Source organism: Enterococcus sp. DIV0691 (assembly GCF_051711145.1).
Taxonomy (GTDB): Bacteria; Bacillota; Bacilli; order Lactobacillales; family Enterococcaceae; genus Enterococcus_B; species Enterococcus_B hirae.
On the sequence record NZ_JBIOLY010000001.1, the window covers coordinates 734,201 to 758,065 of the forward strand.

A 23,865-nucleotide genomic window follows, 5' to 3' on the forward strand; every position below is an offset into this window, starting at 1 on the left:
ATTCGATTAGGAGGGAAATATAAATTGAAAAATTGGTGGAATAATCCTCAATTTAGGTACTGGGGCACGTTTGTGGTACGAACATTATTGTATAGTGCAATTATTTTTATGTTGATTTATTTGTACCATTATAAAAATGTCCAAGGCGGATCTTTTATCTATAATGAATTTTAGGAGGAAGACGATGGATATTCAAACAATCGTTGAATCAATTGATTTTTTTGGTCAAACGGAACCAGATCGGGTCGTTTATCAGACAGAAACCACAGAGCATACCTATGGGGAGCTAAAAAGAAAGTCCGATGCTTTAGCAGCTTATTTAGACAGAAATCTACAGAAACAGGGACCAATCGTGGTTTTTGGAAATCTAGAGTTTGAAATGATCGTTTCTTTTCTTGGTGGCACCAAAGCTGGCCATGCCTATCTTCCGATTGAAGAACATACGCCGAATGAGCGAATTGAATCAATTCTTCGAGTAGCAAAACCAGCTTTGATCATTAGTGTCGGTGACTGGCAGATGGAAACAGATGGTATCCCAGTGATTTCTCGGGGAGAATTAGCAACGATCACGAAAAAAGAGAGTCAATACGAAGCAACACATCCAGTTAAAGGTGACGAAAATTATTACATCATTTTTACCTCTGGTACTACAGGTGAGCCCAAGGGTGTGCAAATCAGTCATGATAACTTATTGAGCTTTGTTCGTTGGACAATCCAAGAATTTCATCTTGAACAGGGTCTACGTTTCTTAGCACAAGCACCATTTTCGTTTGACTTATCTGTTTTTTCGATTTATCCAGCACTTGTGACAGGAGGAATGTTAAAACCCTTAGAAAAAGCGGTTATTCAAGACTTTAGACAATTATTTTCTACTTTAGCAAAGTTGAAATTAGATGTCTGGGTGTCAACTCCTTCATTTATCGATATCTGTTTGATGGAACCCACTTTTGATGCGGAACATGTACCAGATCTAGCCACTTTCTTGTTCTGTGGGGAAGAATTAACCAAAAAAACAGCGCAAGAATTATTGAAACGATTTCCTGAAGCCCGTATTTATAATACGTATGGACCAACGGAAGCCACGGTTGCTATTTCAAGTATCCAAATCACTCAAGGTATTTTAGATCGCTATGAACGTTTACCGATTGGTTATATCAAAGAAGATACCGAGGTTCAGATTGTGAATGATCAAAAAGTGCAACCGGTCAATCAAACAGGTGAAATTATTATCTTGGGTCCTAGTGTCTCCAAGGGGTATCTGAATAATCCAGAAAAAACCAAAGCTGCTTTTTTCAAGAAACAGGATCAACAAAGTTATCATACTGGCGATGCTGGGTTTCTTAATGAGGAAGGTCTTTTGTTCTATGAGGGACGAATGGATCAACAGATAAAACTTCATGGGTATCGTATCGAATTAGGAGATATCGAACACGGGCTTTTGTTAGATGAACGGATTAAACAAGCGATAGTTGTTCCAAAATACCAAGGAACTAAAGTTCAACAACTAGTTGCTTTTATTGTATTAGAAAAAAATTCGCCAGAACCAAGTTTTAAACTCTCTAAATCAATTAAGGAAAAATTGGCACATTCGGTCATGGATTACATGGTCCCTCAAAAAATCAATTACATTGATCTTTTACCACAAACGGTGAACGGGAAAATCGATCGGAAAAAATTAATAGCTGAGGTGAATCCTCAATGACCTTTCCACATATGATCCCGTACGCAGAACCTTATTATTTTCTGCTGTTAATCATCGGTTTAGTACCAATCGTGCTATCATTGTTGATTCGAGGGAAAAGATTGCCAATTTATCAAACACTCATCACCTTGCTTTTCTTATTCATCAGTTTTGGTGGTGTCTATTGGCAACAAGGTGTAGCCTTGATTGCATATGTTGTTTGGCAGACATTATTAGTTTGGGCTTACTTCGTTTACCGTCAAAAGAAAAATCAAGGTATTTGGTTTTACTTAGCGGTGATCCTAGCGATTTTCCCATTATTTTTAACAAAAGTCACACCGTTTTTTGCCCATGGGAAAGAATCTTTTCTAGCTTTTCTAGGGATCTCCTATCTAACCTTTAAATCTGTTCAGATGATCATGGAAATTAGGGATGGATTGATCAAGAACTATCAGCCTTTTCGTTATATTCAATTTTTACTCTTTTTTCCAACGATTTCATCTGGACCAATCGATCGCTATAGAAGATTTGAAAAGGATCAATGTCAGCCGCCTGCAACTGAGAAATATCTGACATTATTAGAAAAAGGTATCCAAAATATTTTTCTAGGTTTTTTATACAAATTTATTATTGGCTATTATTTGGGTCAAGTGTTGTTACCAATCGTTTCCAAAGCTGCCTTGCAACATGGTGGTTTTTCTTGGTCATTAGTAGGATATACCTATGTGTATAGTTTATATCTGTTTTTTGACTTTGCAGGCTATAGTTTGTTTGCGGTGGGAACGAGTTACTTGATGGGGTACCAAACACCAATCAACTTTAACAAACCATTCTTGTCTTGGAATATCAAAGAATTTTGGAATCGTTGGCACATGACGTTATCATTTTGGTTTCGAGATTATGTTTATATGCGCTTGATGTTTTTCTTGATGAAGAAAAAATGGTTCAAAAGTAAAATTGTAACCTCGAATATTGGTTATTATGCATTATTCCTATTGATGGGAATCTGGCATGGTCTAACTTGGTATTACATCGTGTATGGGTTGTATCATGCTACTTTGATTTGCTTAACCGACGTTTGGCTACGATTCAAGAAAAAACATAAAAAACAACTACCATCCAATTGGTTTACTCACGCTTTTGCTGTCTTTATGACTTTCCAAGCAGTTTGTTTTAGTTTATTGATATTTTCGGGCTTTTTAGACCAACTTTTGTTTAAGTAAAGCAGATGATTATCTAAGACTTAAAAATGATTTATTTTACATTATGATTATTTAAGGAGAGATTATATTATGGAAGAACAAATTTTAACTATTTTAGAAGACATTACGGGAACAGATGAAATAAGAGAAAATCGAGAGCTTGATTTGTTTGGTGAAGGATTGCTGGATTCACTTGCTTCTGTTCAATTATTAGTCGAATTAGATGGACAATTAGATGTTCAAGTCCCTGTTTCTGAATTTGATCGTGAACAGTGGGGCACACCGAATAAAATCATTGCACAAGTACAAGAATTGAAGGGATGAGAATGAAAAAGAAATTATTTGCTATTTTCGGTCCAATCCTTTTAGCCTTTGGATTGATAGCAGTTTTTTTCACTTCTTCGTATCGTGTGGATCTAACCGACCCAACAATCATAAAAAAAGCTTCTACATCCATGTCCGAAAATGTGTTAAAAGGAGATACCATCAAAAACGAAGCCTTAGCTGAAAAAAAATATGTTCCTTTTTTTGGTTCAAGTGAACTCAGTCGGATCAGTCCATTTCACCCATCCGTCTTGGCGGAGAAATACCATCGTGATTATCGTCCCTTCTTATTAGGGGCACCTGGGACACAATCATTAAGTCAGTATATGATGATGCGCTCTGCAGGAGATGATTTGAAAAATAAGAAGATCGTTTTTATCATTTCTCCACAATGGTTTGTCAAAGATGGCGTAAAAAAAGATTATTTTGATACGTATTATTCACAGTTACAAACCCTTGACTGGCTGTTCTCATTGAAAAAAATCACTCCTGCTGACCGTTATTTAGCTAGAAGACTTTTACATTTTTCTATCGTTAAAAAAGATGAAAAATTGACGGAAATGTTACAAATGATCAAAAAAGGTCAACTTCCTTCTGTTGAAAAACGAAATCAATTGCGCTTGAACTGGAATATTTTAAAAAGAGAAGATGAAATGTTCAGCAATATTGGTCTGAAAAGTAAACAAGACAAAATTGATCAGGCAATGAAGCCGTTGCCTGCTAATTATCAAGAAAAAGTTCTGGCAAACCTAGCGGAAAATATTGGGAGAAAAAGTACAAGCGACAATTCTTTTGAGTTAAAAAATGATTTTTATAAAGAGCGCATTCGTCACCACTTAAAAGAGCTGAAAAATTCTCAAAAAAATTGGGATTATCGTTTTTCACCTGAATTTTCAGATTTTCAATTAGTCCTACAGCAATTAGCCCAAGAACAGGCAGAAGCATTATTCATCATTCCACCTGTGAATCAAAAATGGAGTGATTATACTGGGTTATCTCAAGAAATGCTTCAAGGATTTGCAAAGAAAATCAAATTTCAATTGCAGAGTCAAGGCTTTGATCGGATCGCAGATTTTACAAAAATGGCTGATCAACCTTATTTCATGGAAGACACCATTCATTTAGGTTGGAAAGGGTGGCTAGCAGCAGATCAACGGATTAGACCGTTTTTAGAAAACCAACAACAACCAAGTCACTATCAATTGGATCCATCATTTTATAGTAAAGACTGGCAAAAACATTCACCAAATGATTTAAAAGAAAACCAACAGTAATGGAGTTTCGAACACGAAGTGCATAAAAGAAACGCTCGTTTACTGCTGTCAGTCCATTTAAGAGAAAATAGCGATTGCTATCGTATGCATTATGCAAAAAAGCCAGGATTATTGAAAGTTATTCGGTAAACTTTCGAGGAATCCTGGCTTTTTTCTAACTGAAAAAATCGTTCTGCTGAAAAGCACACCTAATAAATGGTATAATCTAGCTATCAATACGAGAAATGAGGGAGACGTTTTGGATAAAAAAGAAGAACAGTTATTGATTGATCTGACTTCAGCCAAAGGAGTACCAGGCAATGAAGAAGAAGTGAGACAAGTCTATAAAAAGTATGCAAAAGACTTTGCGGAAGATATTTTTTATGATGGTTTAGGTAGTATTATCGCCAAACATGGTTCTGGTGGTGGACCTAAGATTTTTATTTCCGGTCATATGGATGAAGTGGGATTTATGGTGACTAAGATCACTGATAAAGGTTTTTTGGAATTTCAAACATTAGGTGGTTGGTGGGGACAAGTGATGTTAGCCCAACAAGTGGAAATCAAAACGCAAGCTGGGAAAGTGATCCATGGCGTGATTGGTTCGAAACCGCCACATGTTTTAACCCCACAAGTAAGAAATAAACCGTATGATATCAAGGATATGTTTATTGATATTGGAGCGACAAGCGATAAAGAAGCAAAAGAATGGGGTATTCGCCCTGGCGATATGGTAACCCCATATATTGAGTATAAACGGTTGAATGGCGGTAAATTTTTACTAGCTAAGGCTTGGGACAATCGCATCGGTACAGCTGTTTCATTACGAGTTCTTGAGAATTTAGCAAAAGAAGGACATCCCAATGTTTTATTCGCAGGGAGCGATGTGCAAGAAGAAGTTGGCCTTAGAGGGGCACGCACAAGTACACACTTAGTGAATCCAGATATCGCCTTTGCTTTAGATACAGGAACAGCTGGAGATACACCGGGGATGACGCCAAAAGAAGCGGATTCGATTTTGGGTAAAGGTCCACAAATCTTGATTTTTGATGCTTCAATGATTCCACATAAAAAACTGTTGAATTTTGTGATTGATGTGGCGGAAGAAATGGATATACCATTCCAATACACCGTCATTACTGGTGGTGGGACAGACGCAGGACAGATGCATTTGACAAGAGATGGGGTACCGTCTGTGGCGATTACTGTTCCGGTACGGTATTTGCATTCACATACTTCAGTGATCCATGAAGATGATTATTTGAATACTGTGAAATTAGTGACGGAATTAGTGAAGCGATTAGACCACAAAACAGTTGAAAAGATTAGGAGTTATGATTAATGGAAACAAAGTTATCACTTTCAGATTATCGCAAAAAAGCTCGAGCTAGCCTTGCGCAACAATGGGGAATCAATGCTTGGCTAGTCTTTCTTTCGATGTTTGTTGCGGGTTTGATCCAAATGTTTTTTGAGGGATTTTTTTTCGTAGATAGCACGCAACAACAAATAGTTAGCTTTTTACTAGAGAATTTCCTTTTATTTGCTTTTTCATATGCCTTATATTACATTGCGCTGGTAGTCGTTCGTGGTGGCAGAGCAAAAAGTAATTTATTGTTTGCCGTCTTTCAAAAAAAATATTTTGGACCTATTTTAGTGATTAATTTGATCAATGTTGTGATCAATTGGATCATTAATGCCCTTGTTTTATTACCAGGTTTTTTGATTGGTGGTGTCAATACTTATACACAATTACTATTTAATTCAAACACAATTTCAACAGATGTGTTATCAGGGAATGCTTTGGACATTAGTTACGTTTTGACCACCCTGCTCATGACCTTTGTTTCTCTTTTGTTGATGAGTATTGTAGGCGGATTGTTTCAATTTGCGGCTTGGACTAAATTTGATTACCCAGAACTTTCAATCATCCAGTGTTTGCAATACGCGTGGTATTTATTAAAAGATCGTTTAGGTACTTATATCCTATTACAACTTTCATTTATCGGGTGGTACCTTGTTGGAGCCCTAGCCTTGTTCTTTGGTTTATTGTGGGTTATCGCCTATGTCAATGTGACTATTGCAGGTTTTTACGAGCAAGCAAGACTTGAAAAAGAACCCCCAGCTACTTATTTTTCATAAAACATGAGAGAGGTTTCACAGAAAAAACAGGATTCTATTACATTGATTCTGAAAGGAGAACGATCATGAAATTAACTGTATTAGGTTGCTTAGGCGCCTATCCATATAAAAATCAAGGAACGACTAGCTATTTATTGCAGTCAGCTGGCTTTAACCTACTGATCGATGCTGGTAGCGCCACCTTGATAAAATTACAAGAGCATCTTGAACCGTTAGAACTTGATGCGGTTATCTTGAGCCATTACCATCATGATCACATCGCTGATCTAGGTGTATTGCAATATTATTGGCAACTACATCCTGAAAAAGAACCAGGAGCTATCTTGCCAATCTATGGTCATACTAAAGATACTTTTCATTTTGATGAGTTAACAATGCCGAACGTGTCAGAAGGACGTGGCTATTTTGAGGCAGAAGAATTGAAAGTAGGTCCTTTTTTAATCACGTTTATGGAAACCATCCATCCAGTGGTGTGCTATGCCATGCGGATCGTCGAAGAAGCGACTGGCAAAGTCTTTGTTTTTACAGGTGATTCCGGCTATTTGGAAAGTTTTGTAGAATTTGCTGAAAATGCAGACTTATTTCTAGCAGATACTTATCTGTTTGCTGGTAATGAACGACACAAAGCGCACTTTACGTCAAAAGAAGCGGGGGAACTTGCGAAAGCAGCAAAAGTCAAAAAGCTAGTATTGACCCATTTACCTCAATTTGGGGATCTTACACAATTACAGAACGAAGCGCAACAAGCTGCGGGTGATACAGTAGAAGTAGCACTAGCAAAAGTCGATAAAGTATTTGATATCTAGGAGGAAGACAATGATTTTTGTACCGAATGACAAGCATGATCCACGTATCAATCTAGCAATTGAACAATTTTTACTCCAAGAAATGCCTGTTGATGAACCGATTTTATTGTTTTATATCAATGAACCATCTATCATTATTGGGCGTAATCAAAACACGATCGAAGAAATCAATCGAGATTACGTTGAACAACAGGGCATCCATGTCGTTCGTCGTTTAAGTGGCGGTGGAGCCGTCTATCACGACTTTGGAAATTTAAACTTTAGTTTTATCATGCCTGATGATGGCGATTCTTTCCGTGATTTTGCTAAAGTTACTAAGCCAATTATTCAAGCTCTTCACGAATTAGGGGTATCTGGAGCGGAATTAAAAGGCCGAAATGATTTAGTGATTGATGGTATGAAATTCTCTGGTAATGCAATGTATGCAACGAATGGTCGAATGTTTGCCCATGGAACTATCATGTTTGATTCTGACATCAATGAAGTGGTCAATGCGTTAAAAGTAAAAAAAGATAAAATCGAGTCCAAAGGGATCAAATCGATTCGTTCTCGTGTGACCAATATCAAACCATTTTTACCTAAAGAAAAACAAGAAATGTTAACAGAAGAATTTCGTGATGAAATTCTATTAAAAATATTCGGAGTAGCAACGCTGGCAGAGGTTAATACGTATCAGCTAACAGACAAAGACTGGATCAAAATCAACGAAATCTCTGATCGCTATTATCGTAATTGGGATTGGAATTATGGGGAATCACCTGATTTTAACTTTTCGAGACAAAAGCGGTATCCGATTGGTTCGATCGAAGTCCATCTGAATGTGTCACATGGTTTGATTGATGATGTGAAAATATTTGGTGACTTCTTTGGGTTAGGAGAGATAAAGGACGTCGAAGAAAAACTGATTGGACAAAGATATGATAAATCAGTTTTAAGTGATGTAGTAAAAACGATTGATATCAAAAAGTATTTTGGTGCGATCGAAGCTGAAGATTTTCTTGCTCTTTTATATTGATCGAATGTTAGTCATCAGTCAAAAACAGGGAACACCAATGATTGGTGTTCCCTGTTTTTTATCTTTTTTTGAGAAAGAGAACGAATATTATTTTGTCCGCTCAAACCTTCATTCAATGAATCAATTTTCCAATCCGCCAAAGACATTATACGCTTTTCTTGGGATTTGTTTTAGTCAATTGGATGATTAAACGATCAACCTGACTATCTTTTTCCTGAGTCAACGTTCCTGCATAACGTTCCGCCACATCTTGGATTATTTTTAAATCAAACTGTTCTTGTTCAGCAAAGTTTTCGGTAATTCCTTGTGAAAAGAGATTTGTTTCATAGTTTGCGCTATGTTCACAACGAATCAATAGTTGATTTTCTTTTTCCTGCATCGATAAATAAATTTTTCGATGCATTGGATCTTCAATGGCATGTGTTTCTCTAAAAGAATGTTCTAAGACATGAATCAGTATTTGGGTCAAGTCATCATCATTGACGGTCAATACTTCTGGTAGTTCGGCTTGAAACTTCACTTTGATATTTCGCTTTGATGCAATTTCTTGATAACGAGCTAAAATAAGATTAGTGAGTTGGTGAGAGGAGTAAGAGAAAATAAATTCAAAATTTCGAGCATTAGTTAAGATAGTTTGCACATAATTTTGTACTTCATCGGTTTCTTCTTCCTTGACCAAGTGTTCTAAGTTTTCCATAGTTTGGATAAACTCAGTTCTTAATGTACTGATTTCTTGAATGTGATCACGTAGCTGATCATAATGCTGTTCAAGTAAATCCGATTTTGTTTTCAAGAAATTAACAGTTCGCTGATGCTTATCAAAGCTGATGATGTACTCGATAATATTATAACAAATGATAATAATCAGAATAATCATAAATAGAATAGTAGACCAATTAATATTTGCATTATAAATACCTAATGATGGTTGGATATAAAGCATACAATGGAAAATGGCAATCAGCACAATCCACGGTGTACAAGCAATGAAAAAACGATTATTCCGATAGGCTTCCCCAACACAGACAAGCGAAGTAACTAATGTACTGATTACACTAACCGCATTAACAATGGGCATTAGTTCAGTTAATTCTCCTACTGTCATCAATGAATAAATAAGGACACCTATTTGGATGGAGACTTGTAGAAAACAAAAGAGACCATATATTTTTTGATAATGTTTCATTCGGGATAAATAATACAATACCAGAAATACTGAAGTTAAAATAGTAAATGTATCAGATAAAATCGAATGGACGATTGGTTCAAAAAGGATGCCGCTTAATATATCTTCAGAGATTGATTCAAACCCTAAGACTAACGCAAAACAACTGAGAATGATCAGTGAAATATCTAGTGTCTTTTTTTTGTAAAGCTTAAAAATGGCGTACACCAATATCCCAATTCCTAAAAAGATGGCAATGATCATGGTAACTACTTGAGGAACAGATTGGGAAAAAATAAAGCTGATGATTGGTCCCGTATTTCCAACATAAACTTTTGGTGGAATACCCGAATAGTTTTCATATGGTGAAGTAACTTCGATTTTTAAGTGTTCACCAGCATAATGTGTAGGCAGATCAATAACTGCCAAAGATAAACCAGGATGAAGTTGGTCTTGTTCATTTGTTCGATCATATAAAAGTTGATCATTTAAATAAACTTTTATCCATTGGTTGTTTCCCCGAATCACTAAGTTCGAATCATCCATCTCTTCTTTTAATATAGTTTCCATCACAAAAGTTTCATTTCTTTCAACTGTTGGAAGGTAACTAATATAATGACTATCAAAACGAAAATCAGGTTCATTTTTTAAGTAAAATTCCCATGAATTTTTTATTTCTTTGACCTTTCCACTATCAGAAGGAGTAAAAATATAATAAAAGAAATATACTGTTATCATTAAAAATAACGTTGATAATAGAATAGTGAAAAACCATTTTATCTTTAATGAGTTCGCTTTTTTAAAATATTCAATGTTATTAAAAAAGTTCATAATGTGTCCTTTCTAAAAGTAACATTTTTTTTAGGGTAAACGTTTTTTGTTTTCTAGTCAATCATAAACCTGCATAAAGTTAGATAACCAGAGTTATTTTTTAGATTTTTTTTAAAATTCTTTCAATTCGTTGTAGAAGAAATAGAGTTAAAATTGATAAAATTAAATCGTTATTATATGATGGGAAATAAGAAATGAGTAAAGGGAGTGGAAACTAGTGCCATTTTATAAAAAAATAACCTATATTAGTTCAATTACACTGATTGTTATTTTAGCGATCATTTTGAGCATTATTTTACTTCCTAAAATAGCTGGTCTATCAACCCATATTATTGAAGATCGTGGTATGAGTCCTTACTATAGCCAAGGAAGTTTGATCTATGTACGTCCGAAGAAACCAGAAGAATTGTTGGTTGGTGACGTGATTACGTACTATGAAAACTCAGGAGAGCAAATAACCACCCGACGAGTGATCGCAGTGGAAAAAGACCATCAAGACTTTTATACTAAAGCAGATAGTTCTACGCAGACCGAATCCGGTGTAGTGGGGAGAAGATACATCATTGGAACGCCCATTTTTCAGATTCCCTATATTGGCATTCTTTTATCAAAGTCAGCATTTACTTGGATGCGCTGGCTATTTTTTACCATCGCCTTTTGTTTGACCGGTATTACAGCTTGGAACATGCTAGATGAATTTGAAAAAAAGAAAAGTTTCAATCGGTTTTTTACTCATAGCCAACGAAAAGGAAAGTGAGTGTAAATTTGTTTGCAACTTGTGGATTTGTCAGGTTCTTCGTATAATAATTTGGAAGAGGAGGCAGATTATGCGTAATGAAATGATGCATCGTCCGGTAGTAAAAGAAGAGTTAGTTGATTTTATGCGGACAAAACAGAAAAAACTGTCTGGAGAACTTGGTTTGATTGAAGAAGAAGCCCATTTAGCGGAAGTACCGATCATTCCCCATGAAACAGTCGTATTCATGCAGTTTTTATTAGGGCAATTAAAACCAAAGAATGTTTTAGAAATTGGTGCAGCTATTGGTTTTTCTTCTAGTTTGATGGCTCAATTAATCAGTGAAAAAGGTCACGTCACGACGATCGATCGTTTTGATGTTATGATCAAAAAGGCCAAGGCAACTTATGAAAGACTTGGCGTAACCGAAAAAGTTACTTTACTAGAAGGACAAGCGGCTGATATTTTACCAGAACTAACTGGGCCTTATGATTTTATTTTTATGGACAGTGCCAAATCGAAATATATTGAGTTTTTACCAGAATGTTTACGTCTGCTAAAAAAAGATGGCGTATTGATGGTTGATGATATTTTTCAAGGCGGAACGATTTTATTGCCTGATGAAGAGATTCCTAGAGGCAAACGTGCCATTCATCGTAAATTAAATGAATTTTTACAGGTCGTCATGACCCATCCAGACTTGACTTCCACATTAGTGCCGCTGGGTGATGGTGTGATCTTGATAACTAAAGAAAAAGAGCAAATTCATCTACCTTAAGAGTATTTACCTTGTTACGACAAAAAGCTTGCTTTTTGTCGGACACTAGGTAAAAGAGGAACGCTTTCTATTGAGCAATCTTTTTTATTGATAAAATAACTATTTCATATTGACAGAACCAAAATGATTCTATATAATTATTTTTGTTCCGAAAAAGCTGTCATAGTAGCTCAGCTGGATAGAGCATCCGCCTTCTAAGCGGACGGTCGGGGGTTCGAATCCCTCCTGTGACGTAAAAAAAACCAAAACCGGTAGAAACGAAAGTTTCTACCGGTTTTTCTTTGTTCTGGTAGTTGGATCAAATGGGTACGTAGCAAGTATTCTTATGATACGCAGTCTAATCAGGTAGGACCTAGGTATGTGTTAAAAAAGAATATATTGGATGTTTTTCTAAGTAAAAGGAGTAGGTAAAATTTTTACTCTACAAATTCATACATTCGTGTATTTTAACTTCGTTTAAGCAGAAATCAGTCCATCCTCTATAGGTGGATGATGTTTGATATCGGGGGATCCAAGGCTTTTTTAATCGCTACAAGTGTGTTTGTTTTTTTATTTTTGAACGGTTCGGCTATACTTATTCTAAGCCGATAAGCAGAAATGAATAGGGGGAGAAAATATGTCGATTATTTCACAAATTATCATTACATTAGTCGCAATTGAATTTTTTTATATCATGTATTTAGAAACCTTTGCTACAACTTCTAAAGCAACTGGCAGAGTATTTAAAATGAGTCAAAAAGAATTAAGTAATCCGTCGGTACAAACGTTATTTAAAAATCAAGGTGTTTATAATGGATTGTTAGGTATTGGTTTATTGTATGCCACTTATATTTCGTCTGCACCAAAAGAAATGGCAAGTTTGTTATTGATTTATATTGTATTGGTCGCAGCTTACGGTAGTATCACTAGTGACAAACTAATTATTTTGAAACAAGGTGGTCTGGCAATCATTGGATTACTGACTCTTTTGATTTGAGTTAATCTTATTTTATAAAAATTTTCATGAAAACGCCTCTAACTTTGTGAAAAAGCTGACATGAGTTAGAAAAATATGCTATTCTAGTAGTTGCGTGTTTCGTAAAATTTTTATAAAAAAGGAGTCTCTAGGTTGTTCAAAAAGTATATTATTTTACTAAATGAAGAATTTGACGGATATGATCGTCAAAAATTCCAAAAAGATTTATTAGCTGGTATTACTGTAGCTGCAGTAGCTTTACCTTTAGCGTTGGCGTTTGGCGTGTCCAGTGGTGCAAATGCTGCGGCAGGATTAATTACAGCGGTTATTGCTGGACTTATTATTGGTGGCTTGTCAGGTGGTTTTTATCAAATTTCAGGACCAACAGGCGCAATGGCTGCGATCTTGATGTCGATTGCAGCTACTCAAGGGATGTCTGGGGTGTTACTGGCGACATTTTTAGCAGGACTATTATTGCTAGTGGCAGGCATTTTTAGATTAGGAACATTGACCTCTTTTATTCCAGCTCCAGTGATTACTGGATTTACTTCGGGAATTGCTATTATCATTGCCTTGGGTCAAGTGGATAACTTGTTTGGTGTCCATTCAGAAGGTGCAAATGTGATTGAGAAGTTTCTCAGCTATCAGACCTTTGGCTTTTCGATAAATTTTTCCTCCTTTATTATGGGATTATTAGTGATCATCGGAATGATTATCTACCCCAAAAAATGGGCTCAAACTATACCAAGTTCTTTGATGGCAATTATTCTTGCAACGGTTGCGATGTTCTTGTTTCACTTGCCGATAGCAACCGTGGGAAAAATTCCACAGACGTTGATCAGTAGCGATCGCTTAACGTTTGCAGCCTTTCATCTTGATTCTTTAAAAGAAGTGATGGTGCCAGCGATTAGCATTGCCTTGCTTGGCATGGTGGAAAGTTTGCTCTGTGGTGCTTCTGCGGGACGAATGGCAAACAAACCATTGGACAGCAACCAAGAACTTGTTGCGCAAGGAATCGGAAATCTAGTTTTACCATTTTTTGGAGGCATTCCAGCGACAGCTGCGATTGCCCGAACAAGTGTGGCAATTAAATCAGGGGCACAGACTCGTTTAGCTGGTATCATTCATGCTTTGGTTTTGTTTTTATCTATGATTATTTTTGCACCAATTATGTCAAACATTCCTATGCCAGCTTTGGCAGGAGTGTTGATTGTTACTGCTTGGCGCATGAATGAATGGGAAACGATCAACGTCTTGTTCACTAAGAGATATTGGTCTGGCATCTTATTATTTTTGATTACTATGGGATGTACTGTGATTTTTGACTTAAGTATTGCGATCGTCATCGGTATTATCGGTGGCTGTATTTTCTTTGTGATCAAAAGTGCGGCAATCACGATCTCGGTTGAAACAATCGATTGGGAACGAATGGATTTGCCAGAAACGAAAAAATTAGATAATTGGACAGTTGTCTATATTAGCGGACCACTCTTTTTTATGTCTGCTGAAAAATTAAAAAATACATTAGCTGATCTAAATCAAAAAGAGGGGATCATTTTTTCTATGCGTGGTGTTCCAAGTATTGATTTAACTGCCCGAGCTGTTTTTGATGAGTTTCAAGAAAAAGCTAAAATGCGAGAACAAACGATTATTTACACCTCGCTACAACCAGAAGTAGAAAAACAACTACAACATTTATGGCAAAAAGCTGGCTTTGAACAACACCAAACAGTAGCGCATGCACTCTCAGCGCTGCATGAACAATATACGTAATCAGTCATGAGTAGGAGAAATGTTTTTGAGAAGCAGGGCAAACAAAGTGTTTTTTGCAGTGTTTAATTAAAATAAGCTATAAAAATTCAAAAATCCCGAAACAGCTTTTTTCTGTTTCGGGATTTTTTACCTATGGAAGCTGTGGCTATTGATTGCTAGGATCTTTCTCGAGATAGTTTGCTAAGGTAAGCCAGTCTTTGCGGATCACGTCAGCTAATGTTCGATTGTAAAAAATAGCTGCAGGATGGAAAAGCGGGAGGATCTGGTAGCTTTTATCACTCCACTCGTAAGCATCTTTTTGTTGATTCAGTTTTAAAATAGGCCCAGTATAAAGCTGACCATGATTTTTAGAGATCGTATAAGCAGAACCTAATAACCGTTGCAAACCGATATTGCCTAATGTAGCAATCAAATGGGGCTCGACATGCTCGATTTCATAATCTAGGATCGGCGCATGAGCGAATACTTCCGCTTTCGTTGGTGTCCGATTCGGATAAACAGTTTCTGCTTGCTGAGTTCGTTTATTGAGTCGTTGGACTGTCCGATAAGGTCGACTTCTGACTGCACTAGTAATATAAACATCTTCTCTTGTCAAACCAGCTAGAGCAAGAGTTTGCATTAGTTCTTTGCCTGCTTGTCCGCTAAAAGGAATATGATTATCGATTTCTGTTTTGCCAGGAGCTTCACCTACCAGCATGAGTTTTGGGTGGAGTGGGCCTTGACCAGCAACGAAACCTTCTACCGCACGACCTTGCATACGAATCGTTGCTTCTTGAACCAATTCATCAGGATAGATCATTCGTTTACCTCCTTCGTCTTCACTAACATTATAATGAGCAAAAGGGAAAATTGCGATTGATTGACTTAAGAAAAGTTCTAGAATCTAGAGTTGACGAATGCGCTAGTTTCTGGTAATCTAGTACTGTTGTAATTGTGGACTCCACAGCTACAACCGCACAGAACGAGTTTGTAAGTACAGGTAACTGTCACTCTGGATGGCGAGTCTAAGTCTATTATAAGGAGGTGCTTTATAGCATGTACGCAATTATTAAAACTGGTGGTAAACAAGTAAAAGTTGAAGTTGGACAAGCAATCTACGTTGAAAAACTTGACGTTGAAGCAGGTGAAAAAGTTGTTTTTGACGAAGTTATCTTAGTAGGTGGCGAAACTACAAAAGTAGGCGCTCCAATTATTTCTGGTGCAACTGTTGAAGGTACTGTTGAAAAACACGGCAAACAAAAGAAAGTCGTTACTTTCAAATACAAACCTAAAAAACATTCACACCGTAAACAAGGTCACCGTCAACCATACACAAAAGTGGTTATCGACGCGATCAACGCTTAATTAGCGCTTGAGAAAGAAGGCCTGAATAATGATCAAAGGAACATTTAAACGTAATGACGCTGGTCAAATCGTTTCATTTACTTTGACAGGGCATGCTGATGCTGGTCCTTATGGGAGTGATATCGTCTGTGCAGGAGTTTCTGCATTAGCGATCAGTACTGTCAATGGGATTGCCTCATTAGCTGGTTTTGAACCAATTGTCGAAATGAATGAAGAAGAGGGCGGTTATTTATATACCGAAGTCACTTCAGGATTGACACAAGAGCAAAACAATATTGCCGAGATTCTATTAGAAAATCTCTTGTTGGGATTACAATCGATAGAAGCTGAAAATTCAGAATATATCCAAATTAAAACAATTAATGATAAATAGGAGGTGCAGACCATGTTGTTATCAATGAATCTACAATTCTTTGCCCACAAAAAAGGTGGCGGTTCTACATCTAACGGACGCGACTCAGAATCAAAACGTCTAGGTGCTAAACGCGCTGACGGACAAACAGTTACAGGTGGATCAATTCTTTACCGTCAACGCGGTACAAAAATTTATCCAGGTGTGAACGTGGGTATTGGTGGAGACGACACTTTATTTGCTAAAGTTGACGGAGTAGTACGTTTCGAACGTAAAGGCCGCGACAAAAAACAAGTGTCTGTTTATCCAGTAGCTCAAGAAGCTTAATAAACAAACTGCTCTATCTCTTGTGTAGCAAGGGGTGGAGCTTTTTTGTTAATTAAGAGAATTTTTTTGACCATACTTTTGACCATACTTTCTTAGAAGTTAATATAATTTGTTAGTTTTTGTGTTGTTTCTTCTTTTTTACTATTAGTAATGTGTGTATATGTGTCCATAGTAGTTTTTATATTTGCGTGCCCCATTCTTTCTTGGACTTCTTTGTGATCTGCACCAGCCTCATATAGCATTGATGCATGAGTATGTCTAAAACCATGCAGACCGATATAGGGTAAGCCGACACGCTCGCGATATACATTGTATCTTTCTGCTACTGCCTGATTAATTGTGAAACTATTTTCGTCATTGGTAAACTTAACGGGAATCACGGATAATGGTTATACAGGTTCTGACAAACCGAAAACAGATACTCTAGCAATTAATGCGGGCGAAGAAACGAGTGAAAAACTAAAATCAGAGATTAAAACTGGCGACACTTTGAAAGTGAATTTCTCAGCTAATCAGTGGGCGACCGGTGAGACTATTCCGCCATGGGTGAAAGGTTAAAGCTACAAGGTTCAATAAGTAGACGGCAATAAAATTTTACTTGCAGATATTCTTTCTTGGATTGATAAATCTAATGTAGAACTTTTACCAGATTCTACGACAGTTATAGAACAACCTTCAACTACAACGTACATTGTACAGTATGGAGAAACCTTGTCATCAATCGCAACCCAATACGGCACAACTTACCAAGCTTTAGCTTCATTGAATGGATTGAGTAATCCAAACATGATCTATGCTGGTCAGGTGCTAAAAGTAATTGGTGTAGCAAGTGGAACTAGTATGTATACAGTTCAATATGGCGATAATCTTTTGTCAATTGCGACTAAGTTAGGAACAACCTATCAATCACTAGCACAACAAAATGGATTATCAAATTCTAATTTGATTTATCTAGGTCAAGTACTATCATATTAAAAAATATCCCCTCAATTTTGAGGGGAAGTACATAGATATTATTACATAACGATTAAAAATGTTTCTTTGGTTACAATAAAATTTCTCTTTTTTAAAAAAGAAATTAAAAAATGATGCATTTTGATACAAAACGATTAGTAAGTATGTTAGTATTATTTGTAGAATATTGACAAAAAACAATAAACTTAAGTGTGGGATAAAAGTTGTTAGCAATTAGATGTTACCATTGTGGTAAAAAAGATACTATAAATGAATTTTGTGAAAATCAGGATTTCATTCCTATTAGTAACCATAAATATGACAACAAATGGGCAGGTCCAGGTATGTATTTGTGGGATAATTTATACAACGCAAAGCATTGGCTTAATAGTCGTAGTGATAAGAAGAATAGAAGCATTTGTAAATGTATGCTTGAAATTGAAGAAGAGCATCTGCTAGATTTAACTGACTTAGAAATTGTGGAATCTATGCAAAAACTTATAGAGTTGATGGAAAAAAACGAAGATATATCTGTTAACGATGAAGTGGGTATTAAAATATCTTTTCTATCAAATTATATAGGTGCTAAAGCAATAAAAATTTTTGGTGACTATCCCAACCTTAAGAAATCTCCATTTTTCAATGTACCATCAAAAAATGTACCCCATGTAGATATAACTACAAAGGTTATTTATTGTGTGAAAGAAGGAAACCCTGACGTACTAACAAAAAGGGAACTCGAAGAAAGCGAGTTAGAAGAGGTGATTTAGCATGGAAATGTTAGATAAATTAAACAATTTAAAAGAAAGATTGAATTCTTCGCCAGAGAATTTAAAGAAGTTTATGAAGGATTATGAAGAGTACAGAAATGAAGTTATTTATAATCAAACGAAAAGTGACTTTATTAACAATGTTGCTTTTTATTATTTAAGTGAGGACATTATTTTCGATAATAAGAAGGAAAGTTCTGAGTATGATAATAAAAAGGCAGATGTGTCAGTAAATACTTTTAAATTATCAAATGAAATTATAATGTTTAGTGATAACAAGTTTGCGGCTTAGGAGTTAATGAGACAAATGGGTAAAGGACCAGTAATTTATTTAGATGGATATAATATTGATGAAATATCATATAAAAATGTGAGTAGTAAAGAAACATTAGTAAGTAAAGAAGAACCTGAATTTTCTTTTGAATTTGGTTTTACTGAAAATTTAGAACATGCTATAGTTAAAATGACTGTCGAATTAAATCAAGGAAACAGAAAAATCATGGTGAAAATGTCAGGTAATTTTTCTATACCAGATTTAGGCTATACAAAAGAAGAGATAAAATTATTTGTTGCTCAAAATGGCAGTGCAATACTATACCCATATTTGAGAAGTGTTGTTTCAATTATAAGTACTTTGGATGGTCCATCTGCAGTAGTACTTCCAACATTAAATATGATAGATGAGCTTGCTAAACTAAGCGAAAAAAACAAAAAAGATCTTAGCGAAAGCTAAGGTCCTTTTTATTTTTATGACTTTTAATGAAAACGGTTGACAAAAAAGGTGCTTAAACATAAAAATCAATACCATTCTTTACTTTTTTATTCAAAATCCTGTGCTTATCATTAGTTAAAATGGAAATTACATATAAAAAAACGAACGTCATTCTAAATGATCGGTTAAAAAAATAAAAAATGTTTCCCGTTTAAAGTATAACAATATATGAGTGAAAAAAATCACTACTATTTGTGAATGTGGTATTGTATACTGGGATTAAAAAAGGAGTGATGAATGAAAAAATGAATTTAAATAACGTTTCAAAGCGTTTGTACAAATGGGACAATTTAAAGGCTTTATTAATTTTCCTGGTTGTAGTAGGTCATTTAATTGATCGGGCGAATCAAAAGAGCGACTTGTTAATGAAAATTAACTATTGGATATATATGTTTCATATGCCAGCATTCATCTTTGTTTCTGGTCTATTCAGCAAGAATACAATTCGTAACAAGGATTTCCGTAAAAGTTTTAGATATCTCAAATGGTTTTTCATTTTAAAAATTATATTTTTGATTAGCACTTTTCTCTCTTCAGGTTCTTTAAGCTTTTCCTTTTTAACAGAAAGCGGACTGCCGTGGTATTGTTTTGCTATTTTTGCTTTTCAATTAATCAGCATGGTTATTGATGGATATGACAAATACTGGGTGCTAGGCATAGCTGTTGTAATTGGTTGTTTGGCAGGGTATGATGCAAATTTGGGAGATTTTCTATGTTCTTCAAGAATCTTAACTTTCTTTCCATTTTTTTATGCTGGATACTTAATTGATTATCAAAAAATGTCAAGTTATCTAAACAATTTTAAGATCAAGTTGTGCGCGTTGTTCCTTTTGTCAGGAAGTTTTTTTGTCGTTTATTTTAAGTTATATGGCACCTCACTGACGATGGGATTTTTGACCGGTAGAAATGCTTATGCGAATGTAAGCGAATTAGTAGGTCTTTATGGTGGTTTTTTCCGATTTATTTACTATATTGCAGTCTTCCTTATAATCAGTAGTTTGGTTGCTTTGATAAGTAATAAACGACTGTTTATTACGAGTTTTGGAGAATTATCCTTGATCATATATATGTTGCATATACCTATCGTCAGAATAGTTAATGATAAACTTCATTTGGATTTGTTTATTAAAAGTTTTGGTGTACCGCAGAGTATTACGATTCTAATAGTAACTATATGTATTTTCTTTTTGTGCAGAATGGAGTGGGTTCATAAGCCGTTAAACAAAATTCTCTATTTTAATGTTCCTGAAAAAACAGATAATTTGGTAAAAGGAAATGGATATTTTAAAAGCTTTTTTTATGACCGTACTTTGACCATACTTGATAGTAAAAATGAAGAATAATTAGATGGTATGATGAGCGTATTATTATAGAAGACAAGTGTTTAGGTTATACGATCGGAGTTAATAAAAGTTCACTAGAAAATATTGAATTGGAAGTGATTGTTTATCCGAGCACTCAATAAACAGAATAAATTGAATAAACAATGAACTAAACTCAATGAAAAAAGTTCTCTCTTGTTGATTAAGAGGAGAGCTTTTTTTGTCTGTGTTTCATTACAATAGATAAAATGGTTTATCGGCGCAAGCACTTCGATCCGATCATTTTAAAGAAAAGCTTTAAGTTGAAGGGGACGTTTTTGGATAATTCTAATGAGACAAAGAGTAGCTGATCCAGTCAATACTTCTTTTAATAAGAGATATTTACTGTAAATAGTTGACGAAATGGAATTAAATTTATAGTATTATGTTTTGAAGCCAGTTAATGAAAAAGGGGCGAAACCAAATGGCGAAGCGCATTGATCGAATTTATACGTATGTCAAAGAAAAAACGGCTCATCTAAAACCGATTGAATATGATCAGGGGGTCACAACGAAAGAGATAGCTGAGGTTTTAGGAATCCAACGGACCAATAGTAGTAAAGATTTGAATCAGTTGGTACGTGAAGGAAAATTGTTGAAAACCGATGGACGACCTGTACGTTACATATATCAAAAAAATGTTGCCTATGAACAACCGACCGCCAAACATGTCATAAGCTATAAAGAAGAAAGAGTACCAGTAGAAAAAGCAAGGATTCAGATTGATACGAAAGATATTTTTGCTAAGATCATTGGCGCAAATGGGAGTATGAAAAACTCGGTTGAGCAAGCGAAAGCCGCCATTTTATATCCGCCGAGAGGTCTGAATTGTTTGATCACTGGACCAACTGGATCGGGGAAAACCTACTTTGCACATGCGATGTTTCATTTTGCCAAAGCCAATCACGTCATTAGTGAAGACAACGAGTTGATCGTCTTTAACTGTGCCGACTACGCTAATAACCCGGAATTATTGATGAGTCACTTGTTTGGGTATGTCAAAGGTGCTTTTACTGGAGCAGAAGAGGAAAAAACCGGAATCATTGACCAAGCAGATGGAGGAATGTTGTTCCTAGATGAAATTCACCGGTTACCACCTGAAGGGCAAGAAATGATCTTTTACTTCATGGATCATGGTACCTATAGTCGATTAGGAGAAACAACAAAATCTCATGAAGCAAATGTTCGGATCGTGGGTGCAACAACTGAGGACCCTGGTTCTTCTCTATTAGAGACCTTTGTTCGGAGAATACCGATCAATATCAAGTTGCCATCTTTTGAAAAACGCCCTGCAAATGAAAAAATCGACCTGGTTAAAATTATGATCGCCCATGAAGCCAACCGTATCCAACGGCAAATTTCGCTAACTGAAGATGTTGTTAAAGCGTTGATCGGTAGTGTAACCTATGGGAACATCGGTCAGTTGAAATCGAATATCCAATTGATTTGCGCTCGTGGTTTTTTAAATCATATCAATTCTCCAGAAATCTCGATTACGATCGATGATTTGACGGAAGGGATTAGAAGTGGATTGATCCAATTAGCAAGTAATCGAGTAGCGATGTCCGAACTATCGAAGCTATTGGAGCCTAAAATTACGGTGTACCCTAACGACACGATCATGAAGATTCAATCTGATTCTTATGAACTACCCTATAATCTTTATGACATTATTGGGGACAAAGCAGCGCTATTAAAGTCTGACGGATTAGATCAAGAAGCCATCAATCATTTTATTTCAACGGATATCAACATCCATTTGAAATCTTTTTACAAGGATCATGGATTCTCATTCAATGCCGATAATAAACTAGCTGAGTTTGTTGATCCTAAAATCATCGAAGTCACCAATCAAATATATATAATGGTAAAAAATGCCTTGCCATATGAGTTTCAGCAAAACTTTATCTACGCAATGAGTCTGCACATCAGTTCTTTTTTAAAAAGAATCAATATCGGTGAAGAGCGCCATACGAATGATAATATACGTGAAATGGCAATTGATTTTCCAGTGGAATATGAAGTAGCGAAAGAAGTTAGAAAGTATATTGAGGAGTATTTCCAAGTAACGATTCCAGATAGCGAAGATTACTATCTCACTGTCTTGCTTGTGTCGCTAAGGGCAAATCAAGCAAGCGGTCGTATTGGGGTAGTCGTGGCAGCACATGGTAATAGTACAGCAAGCAGCATGGTTCAAGTGGTCCAACAATTATTAGATGCAGACAATGTACGAGCGGTCGATATGCCATTGGATATGGATCCTAAAACGGCGCTTAGTCGGATCGAACGAATGGTGCAAGAGGTGGATGAAGGCAGTGGAACGATCTTATTAGTGGATATGGGTTCGCTTGCTTCATTTAATTCTCAGATTCAGCGAGATACAGGAATTCCTGTGCGGACAGTTGACATGGTGACGACCTCTTTGGTATTAGAGACGGTTCGCAAAGTTTCTGTGTTAGGTACGGATTTAGATATGTTATACGATTCCTTGAAAAATTTCCGAGGTTATGCAGAAATTTCGATGGAAAAAACACCTGAACCGACCGTACTCAGAAAAAAAGCCATCTTAGCTATTTGTGCATCTGGTGAAGGAACCGCACAACGAATCAAAGAATTAATCGAACGTTCTGTAAGTAAACGGCAAGATGTCGAGTTGACTGTTTTGGCACTCTCTGTTTTAGAATTGGAAAAAGAATTGCCTAAATTAATCGAAAATTACCAAGTCATTGCGACTACTGGAATTACAGATCCGCAGATTGCTGCGCCATTTATTCCATTGGAGCGGTTTATCGATCAAAATATCGAGTTGATTTTAGATCAATTATTACTTGAGGCAGAATTAGATGAAACAGAAGAAGTGCCATTGAGTGAAGAAACTGCAAAACAGACTTGTGTGAAATTTATTGAACAAAATTTTACATTTATCAATGGAACCAAATTGATTGATCCTTTATGGAATTTTAGTGATCAAGTGTCTGAGAAGCTATCGATTGAGAATCATGGATATAGTTTTAAAATCAATTTAGTTTTACACACAGTGGGGATGATTGAACGGATTTTATTAAACGAGCCATTGAATGTTGAATCAGACGAACTGGAAAAAGCGATGGAAGATCCATTGTTTTCGTCTATCCAACAATTGTTATCCCCGTTGGAAAAGACCATCAGATTTGAAACACCTTCATCTGAAGTTTATTATTCATTCAAGCTGATTCGTAATGAATTGGCAAAAAATGAATACACTAAATGAAAAATACACAAAAAAGATACACTGTTATTAGTGTATCTTTTTTGTGTATTGCTTCGAAACGCCTTAAAACCCTTTAG

The 23,865-nt window shown here is 35.9% G+C and carries 23 protein-coding genes, 1 tRNA gene, 2 pseudogenes and 1 other annotated feature; of the genes and pseudogenes, 23 read left to right on the forward strand and 3 right to left on the reverse strand.

Annotated elements, in window-relative coordinates:
- Positions 1 to 24 precede the first annotated feature (24 nt).
- From IGJ11_RS03305 to IGJ11_RS03345, 9 genes are all read left to right on the forward strand, one after another.
- Positions 25 to 174 (forward strand): teichoic acid D-Ala incorporation-associated protein DltX, encoded by a 150-nt coding sequence (locus tag IGJ11_RS03305; protein WP_014834217.1) that lies wholly within the window; start codon positions 25 to 27, stop codon positions 172 to 174.
- A 10-nt stretch (positions 175 to 184) separates the two neighbouring features.
- Positions 185 to 1,702, forward strand: coding sequence for a D-alanine--poly(phosphoribitol) ligase subunit DltA (gene dltA, locus IGJ11_RS03310; RefSeq protein WP_207433081.1), 1,518 nt, complete (start codon positions 185 to 187; stop codon positions 1,700 to 1,702).
- Complete coding sequence (gene dltB / locus IGJ11_RS03315) at positions 1,699 to 2,904, forward strand: D-alanyl-lipoteichoic acid biosynthesis protein DltB (protein ID WP_010719821.1); 1,206 nt, start codon at positions 1,699 to 1,701, stop codon at positions 2,902 to 2,904. The genes dltA and dltB overlap by 4 nt, the downstream gene beginning before the upstream one ends.
- 69 nt (positions 2,905 to 2,973) lie before the next feature.
- Positions 2,974 to 3,207: a D-alanine--poly(phosphoribitol) ligase subunit DltC gene (dltC, locus tag IGJ11_RS03320; protein ID WP_010719820.1), complete on the forward strand. Its 234-nt coding sequence runs from the start codon at positions 2,974 to 2,976 to the stop codon at positions 3,205 to 3,207.
- Positions 3,208 to 3,209: 2 nt separating this feature from the next.
- Complete coding sequence (gene dltD / locus IGJ11_RS03325) at positions 3,210 to 4,481, forward strand: D-alanyl-lipoteichoic acid biosynthesis protein DltD (protein ID WP_178286621.1); 1,272 nt, start codon at positions 3,210 to 3,212, stop codon at positions 4,479 to 4,481.
- Positions 4,482 to 4,719: 238 nt separating this feature from the next.
- Positions 4,720 to 5,802 (forward strand): M42 family metallopeptidase, encoded by a 1,083-nt coding sequence (locus IGJ11_RS03330; protein WP_010719818.1) that lies wholly within the window; start codon positions 4,720 to 4,722, stop codon positions 5,800 to 5,802.
- Entirely contained in the window at positions 5,802 to 6,599 is a 798-nt protein-coding gene (locus IGJ11_RS03335; protein WP_010719817.1) for a DUF975 family protein, read from the forward strand. Before IGJ11_RS03330 ends, IGJ11_RS03335 begins: the two co-directional genes overlap by 1 nt.
- Before the next feature lie 65 nt (positions 6,600 to 6,664).
- The gene (locus IGJ11_RS03340; RefSeq protein WP_010719816.1) at positions 6,665 to 7,405 is read left to right on the forward strand and encodes an MBL fold metallo-hydrolase; all 741 of its coding nucleotides are present in this window, start codon (positions 6,665 to 6,667) and stop codon (positions 7,403 to 7,405) included.
- Between the two features lie 10 nt (positions 7,406 to 7,415).
- The gene (locus IGJ11_RS03345) at positions 7,416 to 8,420 is read left to right on the forward strand and encodes a lipoate--protein ligase (protein WP_207433083.1); all 1,005 of its coding nucleotides are present in this window, start codon (positions 7,416 to 7,418) and stop codon (positions 8,418 to 8,420) included.
- A gap of 145 nt (positions 8,421 to 8,565) precedes the next feature.
- On the opposite strand, the gene IGJ11_RS03350 is transcribed toward IGJ11_RS03345, so the two are convergent.
- A complete protein-coding gene (locus tag IGJ11_RS03350; RefSeq protein ID WP_251849704.1) occupies positions 8,566 to 10,416 on the reverse strand; it encodes a GHKL domain-containing protein in 1,851 nt (616 codons plus the stop codon).
- 217 nt (positions 10,417 to 10,633) lie between these two features.
- Here IGJ11_RS03350 and IGJ11_RS03355 point away from each other — a divergent pair, with 217 nt between their 5' ends.
- The 5 genes from IGJ11_RS03355 to IGJ11_RS03375 all read left to right on the forward strand — a co-directional run bounded on the left by IGJ11_RS03355 (position 10,634) and on the right by IGJ11_RS03375 (position 14,658).
- On the forward strand, positions 10,634 to 11,173 hold the full coding sequence (locus IGJ11_RS03355; RefSeq protein ID WP_010719813.1) for a signal peptidase I: 540 nt from the start codon (positions 10,634 to 10,636) through the stop codon (positions 11,171 to 11,173).
- Between the two features lie 70 nt (positions 11,174 to 11,243).
- Positions 11,244 to 11,930, forward strand: a complete 687-nt coding sequence (locus tag IGJ11_RS03360; RefSeq protein WP_207433085.1) for an O-methyltransferase — start codon at positions 11,244 to 11,246, stop codon at positions 11,928 to 11,930.
- Positions 11,931 to 12,089: 159 nt separating this feature from the next.
- Positions 12,090 to 12,163: transfer RNA gene (locus IGJ11_RS03365), tRNA-Arg, on the forward strand.
- 383 nt (positions 12,164 to 12,546) lie between these two features.
- Positions 12,547 to 12,906, forward strand: a complete 360-nt coding sequence (locus IGJ11_RS03370; RefSeq protein WP_178286617.1) for a DUF1304 domain-containing protein — start codon at positions 12,547 to 12,549, stop codon at positions 12,904 to 12,906.
- Positions 12,907 to 13,038: 132 nt separating this feature from the next.
- The gene (locus tag IGJ11_RS03375) at positions 13,039 to 14,658 is read left to right on the forward strand and encodes a SulP family inorganic anion transporter (protein WP_207433087.1); all 1,620 of its coding nucleotides are present in this window, start codon (positions 13,039 to 13,041) and stop codon (positions 14,656 to 14,658) included.
- Between the two features lie 145 nt (positions 14,659 to 14,803).
- Here the strand turns inward: IGJ11_RS03375 and IGJ11_RS03380 are convergent, their stop codons facing one another.
- Entirely contained in the window at positions 14,804 to 15,457 is a 654-nt protein-coding gene (locus IGJ11_RS03380) for a uracil-DNA glycosylase (RefSeq protein WP_010719809.1), read from the reverse strand.
- A gap of 141 nt (positions 15,458 to 15,598) precedes the next feature.
- Positions 15,599 to 15,674, forward strand: a sequence feature (ribosomal protein L21 leader region).
- A 19-nt stretch (positions 15,675 to 15,693) separates the two neighbouring features.
- Here IGJ11_RS03380 and rplU point away from each other — a divergent pair.
- From rplU to rpmA, 3 genes are read left to right on the forward strand one after another with little or no spacing between them, the layout of a single operon-like run.
- Positions 15,694 to 16,002: a 50S ribosomal protein L21 gene (rplU, locus tag IGJ11_RS03385; protein ID WP_010719808.1), complete on the forward strand. Its 309-nt coding sequence runs from the start codon at positions 15,694 to 15,696 to the stop codon at positions 16,000 to 16,002.
- A gap of 28 nt (positions 16,003 to 16,030) precedes the next feature.
- A complete protein-coding gene (locus tag IGJ11_RS03390; protein WP_010719807.1) occupies positions 16,031 to 16,375 on the forward strand; it encodes a ribosomal-processing cysteine protease Prp in 345 nt (114 codons plus the stop codon).
- A gap of 12 nt (positions 16,376 to 16,387) precedes the next feature.
- Positions 16,388 to 16,681 (forward strand): 50S ribosomal protein L27, encoded by a 294-nt coding sequence (gene rpmA / locus IGJ11_RS03395; protein ID WP_010719806.1) that lies wholly within the window; start codon positions 16,388 to 16,390, stop codon positions 16,679 to 16,681.
- A 92-nt stretch (positions 16,682 to 16,773) separates the two neighbouring features.
- On the opposite strand, the pseudogene IGJ11_RS03400 reads toward rpmA, so the two are convergent.
- Positions 16,774 to 17,046 (reverse strand): annotated as a pseudogene (locus IGJ11_RS03400) (tyrosine-type recombinase/integrase); the annotation flags it as partial.
- Here IGJ11_RS03400 and IGJ11_RS03405 point away from each other — a divergent pair.
- From IGJ11_RS03405 to IGJ11_RS03430, 6 genes and pseudogenes are all read left to right on the forward strand, one after another.
- A pseudogene (locus tag IGJ11_RS03405) lies at positions 17,042 to 17,656 on the forward strand (LysM peptidoglycan-binding domain-containing protein); the annotation flags it as partial. The pseudogenes IGJ11_RS03400 and IGJ11_RS03405 overlap by 5 nt on opposite strands.
- Before the next feature lie 203 nt (positions 17,657 to 17,859).
- A complete protein-coding gene (locus IGJ11_RS03410; protein WP_207433090.1) occupies positions 17,860 to 18,405 on the forward strand; it encodes a hypothetical protein in 546 nt (181 codons plus the stop codon).
- Between the two features lies 1 nt (position 18,406).
- Positions 18,407 to 18,697 (forward strand): hypothetical protein, encoded by a 291-nt coding sequence (locus IGJ11_RS03415; protein WP_207433093.1) that lies wholly within the window; start codon positions 18,407 to 18,409, stop codon positions 18,695 to 18,697.
- A gap of 15 nt (positions 18,698 to 18,712) precedes the next feature.
- Positions 18,713 to 19,138, forward strand: a complete 426-nt coding sequence (locus tag IGJ11_RS03420) for a protein-export chaperone SecB (RefSeq protein WP_186294997.1) — start codon at positions 18,713 to 18,715, stop codon at positions 19,136 to 19,138.
- 272 nt (positions 19,139 to 19,410) lie between these two features.
- The gene (locus IGJ11_RS03425; RefSeq protein WP_207433095.1) at positions 19,411 to 20,520 is read left to right on the forward strand and encodes an acyltransferase family protein; all 1,110 of its coding nucleotides are present in this window, start codon (positions 19,411 to 19,413) and stop codon (positions 20,518 to 20,520) included.
- Between the two features lie 442 nt (positions 20,521 to 20,962).
- Positions 20,963 to 23,788, forward strand: coding sequence for a sigma 54-interacting transcriptional regulator (locus tag IGJ11_RS03430; protein WP_207433097.1), 2,826 nt, complete (start codon positions 20,963 to 20,965; stop codon positions 23,786 to 23,788).
- Positions 23,789 to 23,865: the final 77 nt, after the last annotated feature.